Origin of the sequence: Plastoroseomonas arctica, assembly GCF_018128965.1 — a bacterium.
In the GTDB taxonomy this organism is placed as follows: Bacteria; Pseudomonadota; Alphaproteobacteria; order Acetobacterales; family Acetobacteraceae; genus Plastoroseomonas; species Plastoroseomonas arctica.
The window spans coordinates 163,761-172,023 of record NZ_JAAEDH010000006.1 but is presented as its reverse complement, the minus strand read 5'-3'; the positions used below and the strand labels follow the sequence as shown (position 1 = coordinate 172,023).

General features: G+C 69.8%; 8 protein-coding genes. 4 read left to right on the top strand and 4 right to left on the bottom strand.

All coding sequences use genetic code 11. The annotated features are described in order from the left end of the window. The coding region (locus GXW79_RS07660; protein ID WP_211873756.1) for a penicillin-binding protein activator at positions 1-512 on the bottom strand (512 nt) is incomplete at its 3' end. Positions 513-565: 53 nt separating this feature from the next. Here GXW79_RS07660 and rsmI point away from each other — a divergent pair. After that, a complete protein-coding gene (gene rsmI, locus GXW79_RS07655; protein WP_211873755.1) occupies positions 566-1,405 on the top strand; it encodes a 16S rRNA (cytidine(1402)-2'-O)-methyltransferase in 840 nt (279 codons plus the stop codon). 2 nt (positions 1,406-1,407) lie between these two features. On the opposite strand, the gene hemW is transcribed toward rsmI, so the two are convergent. After that, complete coding sequence (hemW, locus tag GXW79_RS07650; protein WP_211873785.1) at positions 1,408-2,565, bottom strand: radical SAM family heme chaperone HemW; 1,158 nt, start codon at positions 2,563-2,565, stop codon at positions 1,408-1,410. A 140-nt stretch (positions 2,566-2,705) separates the two neighbouring features. On the opposite strand from hemW, the gene GXW79_RS07645 reads away from it, so the two are divergent. Further along, positions 2,706-3,098 carry an MAPEG family protein gene (locus GXW79_RS07645; protein WP_211873754.1) on the top strand — a complete coding sequence of 131 codons (393 nt, stop codon included), beginning with the start codon at positions 2,706-2,708 and terminating at the stop codon, positions 3,096-3,098. Between the two features lie 127 nt (positions 3,099-3,225). After that, positions 3,226-4,395, top strand: coding sequence for an MFS transporter (locus tag GXW79_RS07640; protein ID WP_211873753.1), 1,170 nt, complete (start codon positions 3,226-3,228; stop codon positions 4,393-4,395). A gap of 186 nt (positions 4,396-4,581) precedes the next feature. Here the strand turns inward: GXW79_RS07640 and GXW79_RS07635 are convergent, their stop codons facing one another. Further along, positions 4,582-4,740, bottom strand: coding sequence for a DUF1674 domain-containing protein (locus tag GXW79_RS07635; protein WP_211873752.1), 159 nt, complete (start codon positions 4,738-4,740; stop codon positions 4,582-4,584). Between the two features lie 48 nt (positions 4,741-4,788). On the opposite strand from GXW79_RS07635, the gene htpX reads away from it, so the two are divergent. Next, complete coding sequence (gene htpX, locus GXW79_RS07630) at positions 4,789-5,688, top strand: zinc metalloprotease HtpX (RefSeq protein ID WP_211873751.1); 900 nt, start codon at positions 4,789-4,791, stop codon at positions 5,686-5,688. Positions 5,689-5,935: 247 nt separating this feature from the next. Here htpX and GXW79_RS07625 read toward each other — a convergent pair whose 3' ends face one another. Further along, positions 5,936-8,245, bottom strand: coding sequence for a xanthine dehydrogenase family protein molybdopterin-binding subunit (locus tag GXW79_RS07625; protein WP_211873750.1), 2,310 nt, complete (start codon positions 8,243-8,245; stop codon positions 5,936-5,938). Between the last annotated feature and the right edge of the window lie 18 nt (positions 8,246-8,263).

The following is an 8,263-nucleotide window of genomic DNA, read 5'->3' as shown; positions in this document are numbered from 1 at the left end:
GGCGCGCCGAGGGCCACGCGGCGGATGCCGGCGCCGGCGACGATCGCGACCACGCGGCGCACCTGCTGCGCGGGCGTGACGCCGAGCGGCCAGACGCCCGGACCGCCCTGCGCCGCGTCATTGGTGAAGGCCAGCACGGGCACGCGCGCGGTCCGCGCCGGGACGGACACGGCCGAGGTCTCGGCGGCGGTGAGCGGCCCCACGATCACCCGCGCGCCGTCGGTGATGGCGCCACGCGCCGCATCGGCGGCACCGCCCGCCGTGCTCTGCGTGTTCACTGGGATAAAATCCACCTCTGGATTGCCGGCGTCGAACAGGGCAAGCTCGGTGGCGCGCTGCATGGCGCGGCCGAGCGAGGCCTGGGACCCGCTCAGCGGCAGCAGCAGCGCGACGCGGGTGCGCGGCGGCTCGGCGCCGCCAGGCGCGGTGGCGAGGCCCACCCGGGTGAGGGGTTGCGCCACGCAACCCGCGAGCGCCACAAGGGCCAGCAGCGGCACAAGGATCCTGCGCATTGGCCGAAGACGAAGAAACTCAGGCAACGGACCCTCCACTGCGGCCGGCATCGATGCCGGGTCTTGTTCTCGTCGCCACGCCGATCGGCAACCTCGGCGACCTCTCACCGCGGGCGCTGGACACGCTGCGGAGCGCCGATGCGGTGCTCTGCGAGGACACCAGGGTAACCGGCGGCATGCTGGCACGGCATGGTGTTTCCGTGACGCTCATCCCTTTGCACGACCACAATGAGGCCGCGCAAGCCCCCAACCTCATCGCGCGCCTGAAGTCCGGCGCCCGTCTGGCGCTGGTTTCGGATGCCGGGACGCCGCTGGTGAGCGACCCGGGCTATCGGCTGGTCCGCGCCGCCATCGCCGAGGGGGTGCGGGTGGACGCGGTCCCCGGGCCGAACGCGGCGGTGATGGCGCTGACGCTCTCCGGCCTGCCGCCGCACCCCTTCCTGTTCCTGGGCTTCCTGCCCGCCAAGGAGGGCGCACGCGCGGCCGAGCTGCAGCGTATCCGCGCCGTCGAGCGGGCCGGCCTCGCCGCGACGCTCATCTTCTACGAAGCACCGCACCGCGTGCCGGAGAGCCTCGCCGCCATGGCGCTGGCCTTTGGTGAGGCACGCCCGGCCGCGGTCGCACGCGAGCTGACGAAATTGTTCGAGGAGCTGCGCCGCGACACGCTCGGTACCCTCGCGGCGCACTACTCCGACCACGCGGCGCGCGGCGAGGTGGTGATCCTGGTCGGCCCGGCGCCGGAGGAGGCCGCGGTCGAAGGCGCGCTTGAGGACCAGCTGCGCGCCGCACTGGCCGCCGGGCTCAGCCTGCGCGATGCCGCGGCGACGGTGGCCGAGGCGATGGGCCTGCCGCGCAAGCAGGTCTACCAGGCCGCCCTCGCGCTGGGGCGCTGACGTCAGGCGACCAGGCGCGGCAGCAGCGCGTCGAGCCGGATGAGTCCCTCGCCGGTGGCGCGCAGCCGGCCGGGCGATTGTTCGAGGTAGCCGGCCTCGACGCAGTCGCGCAGCGTCGCGGCGTCGATGCAATCGTCGAAGGCGAGGCCGCTGCGGGCCTCGATGCGCGCGAGCTCGACGCCCTCGGCCAGGCGCAGGCCCATCAGCAGTGCCTCCCGCGCGCGGTCACGCGGGGTGAGCCATTCCTCCTCGACCACGGCGTGGCCGTCGCGCTCGACGCGGGCGAGCCACTCCTCGGGCGCGCGGTGGCGGCGGGCGGCGCGCATGCCCGCGGGTTCGAGCACCCGCTGGTGCGCGCCGGCGCCGATGCCGAGATAGTCGCCATAGCGCCAGTATTGCAGGTTGTGCCGGCTTTCCGCACCGGGCCGCGCGTAGTTGCTGACCTCGTAGGCGGCGAGGCCGAATGCGCCCGCCTCCTCGGCCGTCGCCGCGTAGAGAGCCGCCGCCGCATCGCCTTCCGGCAGGGTGAATTCGCCACGCCCGAACAGCGTCGAAAACTTCGTCCCCGGCTCGATGGTCAGCTGGTAGAGCGAGAGGTGGTCGGCGGCCAGGGCCAGCGCGCGTCGCAGCTCGGCCCGCCACGCCGCTTCGCCCTGGCCGGGGCGGGCATAGATCATGTCGAAGGACAGGCGCGGGAAGATGGCGCGCGCGGCCTCCAGCGCGGCGATCGCTTCCCCCGCATCGTGCTGGCGGCCGAGGAAGCGCAGCGCCTCCGTATCCAGCGCCTGCACGCCGAGCGAGGCGCGGTTCACCCCGGCCTGGGCGAAGGCGCGCAGCTTGGCGATCTCGACGCTGGTCGGGTTGGCCTCGAGCGTGACCTCGATGTCGGGGGCGGCGTCGAACAGGGCGCGGGCATCGGCGACGAGGTCGGCCACGACCTCCGGCGGCATCAGGCTCGGTGTGCCGCCGCCGAAGAAGATGGAGGCGAGCGGCCGCCGCCCGGTGCGCGCCGCCTCATGCGCCAGCTCGCGCCGCAGCGCGCGGCCGTGGCGCGCCGCGTCCACCCCGTCCCGCACATGGGAGTTGAAGTCGCAATAGGGGCATTTGGAGGCGCAGAACGGCCAGTGGATGTAGAGGGCGAGCGGTTCCATCCGCCGCATGTAGGCGCGCAGGGGCGCCAAGGCCACGGCATTGCAGCGCGCCGCGCTTGCATCGCCCGCCCGCTTGCCCATCTTGGGCGCGGCAGCGGGAGGTGGCGCATGACGCAGGGGCAGTGCGAGCGGGTTCGCGACGGCGCGCCATGATCGAGCCCCGCACCACCGCGCTCTATGCCGCGCTGCTCGGCATCCTGTTCCTGGCGATCAGCCTGCGGGTCATCGCGGCACGCCGCGACGCCAAGATCGCGGTCGGCACCGGGGAGGATCGCCGGCTGCTGCGCGCCAGCCGCGCGCACGGCAACTTCGCCGAATACGTGCCGCTGATCCTGCTGCTGATAGCGCTCGCCGAGACCACCGGCACGCCGCGCCCGGTGATCCACGCGATCGGCCTTGCGACGCTGATCGGGCGCGCGGTGCACGCCTATGGCATCCGCCGGGAGCCGGAGCGCTTCGTCTTCCGCGTCACCGGCATGGCGCTGACCTTCACGGCGCTGAGCGTCGCGGTGCTGGCGGCACTCTGGGGCGCACTGTTCTAGCTGCGCGCGGATGCGCCAGCGCGGCGCCTGATCTGCCGAAATTTCACGCCATCCCGTCCCACGCCACCCCGCCATGCGGCCGCACCCCCTGGGCAGGGGCGGTCAGGGCGTCCAGACTCCGCTTCAGATGTTGCCTCCCGCCCCCTCCGTGCTCCGCCTCACCTGCGTCTTCGGCATCGCGAGCTTTTCCGGGGCGCTGGCGATCCGCGCGTTGGATCCGGCGGCGGCCGAGCTGGGGCGCGAATTCGCGGTCACGGCCGACCGGATCGCGCTGCTCTCGACCGCCTTCTCGCTGCCCTTTGCGCTGATCCAGCCGGTGCTGGGCCCCGTGGCAGACGCCACCGGCAAGCGCCGGATGGTTGCCTTCGCGCTGCTGATCCTGGCCCTGATGCTCACGCTGTGCGCCCTGGCACCCACGTTGGGGTGGCTGATGGTGGCGCGCATCCTCGCCGGGGCGGCGGCGGGCGGGGTGATGCCGGTGACCATCGCCATCATCGGCGACGCGGTGCCGATGGCGCAACGCCAGGTGGCGATCAGCCGCCTGCTGGTCTTCGCCATAACGGGGCAGATCGCCGGCGGCGCGTTGGCCGGCTTCCTGATGGGGTTCGTCGGCTGGCGCGGGGTGATCCTGGGCTGCGCAGCCGTCGCGCTGGCCGCCGGGATCTTCGTGCTCAACGAGGCCTGGCGCGGCGGCATGCGGGAGGCACGCGGCCGCTTCGACCCGGTGGTCGCGCTGGAGCGCTACCGCGACATCATCGGCAACCCCGCGGCGCGCTTCCTCTACATCATGGTCGCGATCGAGGGCGCGCTGATCTACGGCATCTTCCCCTATGTGGCCTGGCTGCTGCTCGAGCGCGGGCTTGGCGGCGTTGCGGAATCAGGCCTCGCGATCGGCGGGTTCGGGCTGGGCGGGATCGTTTTCGCCATCATCGCCCCGCCCATCCTGCGCCACGCCGGGCAGGGGCGGATGGTGATGCTGGGCGGCGCGCTGTGCCTGCTGGGCCTGGGCGGCTTCGGGGTGGCGCCGAGCCTCGCCATCGCGATCGCGGCGATGCTGATCCTCGGCGTCGGGTTCTACATGATTCACAACTCGATCCAGACGCGGGTAAGCGAGGTGGCGCCGCAGTCGCGCGCTTCGGCCGTGTCGCTGCACGCCTTCAGCTTTTTCAGCGGGCAGAGCCTGGGACCGATCCTCTACGGCCTGGCGCTGAGCGGGCTCGGCGTCGCGCCGACGCTGCTGCTTGCGGGGCTTGGGCTGGTCGGCGTCAGCATCCTGATCGGACGGCGTCCGGCGTGATGGGAACGGAGAGCCAACATCGCTCGTGGGTTGCGAGTTTCGAAACGCGCCAAATCAACGCCTTGCGCCGAGTCGCGCGAACAAATAGCTGACGCGCGACTCGAGCCGCGAATCGGCGAGAGTGTTACAAGAGACGGTGGCTGATCCCGCGGGCGGAACACAAGCACGTTCGCGCTTCGGACAGGGCTAGAAATCCGTGCATCGGCCCTTCTGCTCCCAATCGCCGTAGCGGGTCGGCTCGGGTCCCTTCGGGCCGTCAACCTCCTTGGGCAGCGGCGGCGCCTTGGGCTTCTCCACAACGGATGCAAGCGGCAGGGCAGGGGGTGTTTTTTCTTCGGGCGTCATGACCCACATCTGGGGTCGCTGAGTCGCTTCCGGGAGAGTGTCTTCAACATGAGTGGCTATTTCCGAACGGTCCTGCTGCTCGCCGGCTTGACCGCGCTGTTCGTGGGCATCGGCTACGTGATGGGCGGGCGCACCGGCATGGCGGTGGCCTTCGCGATCGCCTGCGCGATGAACGTCTTCGCCTGGTGGAATTCCGACCGCATGGTGCTGAGCATGCACAACGCGCAGCCGATCACCCCGCAGGATGCGCCGCGGCTGTACGACATCACCGCCCGGCTCGCGGCGCGCGCGGGCATTCCGATGCCGGCGCTCTACGTCATCCACGAAGACCAGCCCAACGCGTTCGCCACCGGCCGCTCGCCGTCACGCGCGGCCGTGGCGGTGAATACCGGCCTGCTCGAACTGATGAGCGAGCCCGAGGCCGCCGGCGTCATCGCGCATGAGCTCGCGCACATCAAGAACCGCGACACGCTGATCATGACGGTGACCGCGACCATCGCGGGTGCGATCGGCATGCTCACGCAGTTCGGCTTCCTGTTCGGCGGTCGCGACAGTCAGGGACGCCAAAGCCCCTACGGACCGATCGGGATGATCCTGATGGTGGTCCTCGCGCCGCTGGCCGCGATGATCGTGCAGATGGCGATCAGCCGGTCGCGCGAATACGAGGCGGACCGCGTGGGTGCGGAGATCTGCGGCGAACCCCTCGCACTCGCCAACGCGCTGCAGAAGCTGGAACACTACGCACATGGACGGGTGAACCAGGCCGCGGAAGCGAACCCCGCGACGGCGCATATGTTCATCATCAACCCATTGTCCGGACTGCGGATGGATGGGCTGTTTTCGACGCATCCCAAGACGGAAAACCGGGTGGCGGCGCTGCAGGCGATGGTTGGGGGATTTCAGGCGCCGGTGGTGGCGCGGGCGGGGTTCAGGAGCCCGTGGCAGTAGGAAGCAAGGCCGGGGAAAAGAATTTCCCCGGGCCCCATTCTTTTATTTTTGGCTTTTTGGCATTGGTCGGCGGGACGCGAAACGCTACCGAATGGACGCTGGCCGCGCAGCAAGCCAACAATGATTTTCTGGGACTGGCCACACACTCAGCACCAAAATTTTAAGCTCTGCACTGGCTTTCCAAACAGCACCAATAAATATGAATAAAAGACGAGGGGATTGGGGGGAGTTCTTCCCCCCAAGCTTTCTACGCTGCCCGCAGCGCCTTCCACACGATCTCGGGCGTCGCCGGCATATCCACCGCACGCCCACCCAGCGCATCCACAATGGCGTTCATCAGCGCCGGCGGCGAACCCACCGACCCTGCCTCGCCCGCACCCTTCACGCCGAGCGGGTTCGTCTCGCAGGGCACTTCGATGAAGTCGACGTCGATATTGGGAAGGTCATCGGCGCGCGGCAGCGCGTAATCCATGAAGGACGCAGAGAGCAGCTGGCCGCTTTCGGGATCATACGCAGTACGTTCCAGCATCGCCTGGCCGATGCCCTGGGCTACGCCGCCATGGACCTGCCCGCGCACGATCATCGGGTTAAGCGCGTGGCCCACATCGTCGATGACGATGTAGGTGGGGATGGTGACGATGCCGGTGTCGGGGTCGACCTCCACCTCGGCCACGTGGCAGCCATTGGGGAAGGTGTGCGCCTTAATCTCGGCGGTCTCCTCGGCGTCGAGCAGGATGGCGCTTTCGCCGGATGCCACGCGCTTTCGCTGCGTCGCGGCGAGTTCGAGGATCGCGATGCCGCGGTCAGTGCCGGCGACCGCGAAGCGGCCGGTCGTGAATTCGATATCGGCGACCGAGGCTTCCAGGATTTCGCCAGCGGCCTGCTTGCCCTTTTCGACCACGCTCGCGGTCGTCACCAGGATCGCCTGGCCTTCGGAGTAGAGGCTGCGCGCCCCGCCGGTGCCGCCGCCCGAGGGCAGCGAGGATGAATCGCCCTGGCGGATGCGAATCTTCTCCATAGGCACGCCGAGCTCGTGGTTGGTGAGCATGGCGTAGGCGGTCTCATGGCCCTGGCCGGTGGACTGCGTGCCGACATAGACGTCCACAAAACCGTCCTCCGCGAACACCACCTTGGCGTTTTCGGAATTCGCGCCGCCGGTGGCCTCGAGATAGTAGGCCATGCCGATGCCGCGCTGCTTGCCCTTGGCGGCCGCCGCAGCCTGTCGTGCGGGGAAGCCGGCCCAGTCGATCTTGGCGAGTGCGGTGTCCATCAGCCGCTCGAACTCGCCGCTGTCGTAGCGCTGCCCCATCGCGGAGGTGTAGGGCATGGCCGCAGCACCCACCATGTTCTGCCGGCGCAGCGCGATGCGGTCGCGCCCTGTCTCGCGCGCAGCAGCGTCGATCAGCCGCTCGACCAGGTAGTTGCTTTCCGGGCGCCCCGCGCCGCGATAGGCGTCGACGGGGGTGGTGTTGGTCAGCACGCCCAGCACATGCGCGTGGATCGCCTGGAAGTTGTAGACCGAGGCCAGCACCTTGGTGCCCGCGCCAGTCGGGATGAACGGCGCGAAGGTGGACAGATAGGCGCCCATGTTCGCGTGATTGCGGGTGCGCAGCGCGAGGAAATTGCCGTCCTTGTCGAGAGCCAGTTCGCCGCGCGTGATGTTGTCGCGCCCGTGCGTGTCGGCCATGAAGGCCTCGGTGCGGCCCGAGGCCCAGCGCACCGCACGCTTCAGCAGCCGTGCCGCGAAGCACACCATCACATGCTCCGCATACAGGTAGAGCTTCATGCCGAAGCCGCCGCCGACATCGGGCGTGATGACGCGGAAATGGGTCGCCGGCTGCTTGAACACGACCTCGGCCAGCAGCTTCTGCAGCAGCCACGACCCTTGCGTGTTCGTCGTCAGCGTCCAGTGGTCGGTGGCGGCGTCGTATTCGGCCAGGGCCGCGCGCGCCTCCATGCTGGCCACGACCACGCGGTTGTTCACCACGGTCAGACGCGTGATGTGGGCGGCCTGATCGAACAGCGCGTCGGCCTTGGCCTTGTCGCCGGCGTCCCAGTCAAAGCAGATGTTGCTCGTGATGCCAGGCCACACCTTGGCCGCACCCGGCTCATGGGCGGTCGCGAGGTCGGTCGCCGAGGGGAGAATCTCGTACTCCACCTCGACGGCTTCGGAGGCGTCGCGCGCGGCCTGCTCCGTCTCGGCGACGATGAAGGCGACCGGGTCGCCTACGTGGCGAACCATGTCGGTGGCCAGGGCCAGGCGCGGCGTCTCGGATCGCGGCGTGCCGTCGGAGTTCTTCAGCGGAATGACGCAGGGCACCTCGCCCAGGCCCGCCGCCTGCATGTCGGCCCCGGTGATGACGGCGAGCACGCCGGGCATGGCGGCGGCGGCGGCGGTGTCCAGGCTCAGGATGCGGGCATGGGCGTGCGGGCTGCGCAGCACCATGCCGTGCGCCGCGCCCATCGTGCCGATGTCATCGGTGTAGAGGCCGTGACCCTGCAGCAGCCGCGGGTCTTCCACGCGGCGCACCGGCTGGCTCAATCCGAACTTGGCCATGACACTTCTCCCTCAAGA

Bases quoted from the DNA above. Each gene is read 5' to 3' on its own strand.
- rsmI (WP_211873755.1), top strand. From the start codon at position 566: ATGCCGGGTCTTGTTCTCGTCGCCACGCCGATCGGCAACCTCGGCGAC.
- hemW (WP_211873785.1), bottom strand. From the start codon at position 2,565: ATGCGGCGGATGGAACCGCTCGCCCTCTACATCCACTGGCCGTTCTGC.
- GXW79_RS07645 (WP_211873754.1), top strand. From the start codon at position 2,706: ATGATCGAGCCCCGCACCACCGCGCTCTATGCCGCGCTGCTCGGCATC.
- GXW79_RS07640 (WP_211873753.1), top strand. From the start codon at position 3,226: ATGTTGCCTCCCGCCCCCTCCGTGCTCCGCCTCACCTGCGTCTTCGGC.
- GXW79_RS07635 (WP_211873752.1), bottom strand. From the start codon at position 4,740: ATGACGCCCGAAGAAAAAACACCCCCTGCCCTGCCGCTTGCATCCGTT.
- htpX (WP_211873751.1), top strand. From the start codon at position 4,789: ATGAGTGGCTATTTCCGAACGGTCCTGCTGCTCGCCGGCTTGACCGCG.
- GXW79_RS07625 (WP_211873750.1), bottom strand. From the start codon at position 8,245: ATGGCCAAGTTCGGATTGAGCCAGCCGGTGCGCCGCGTGGAAGACCCG.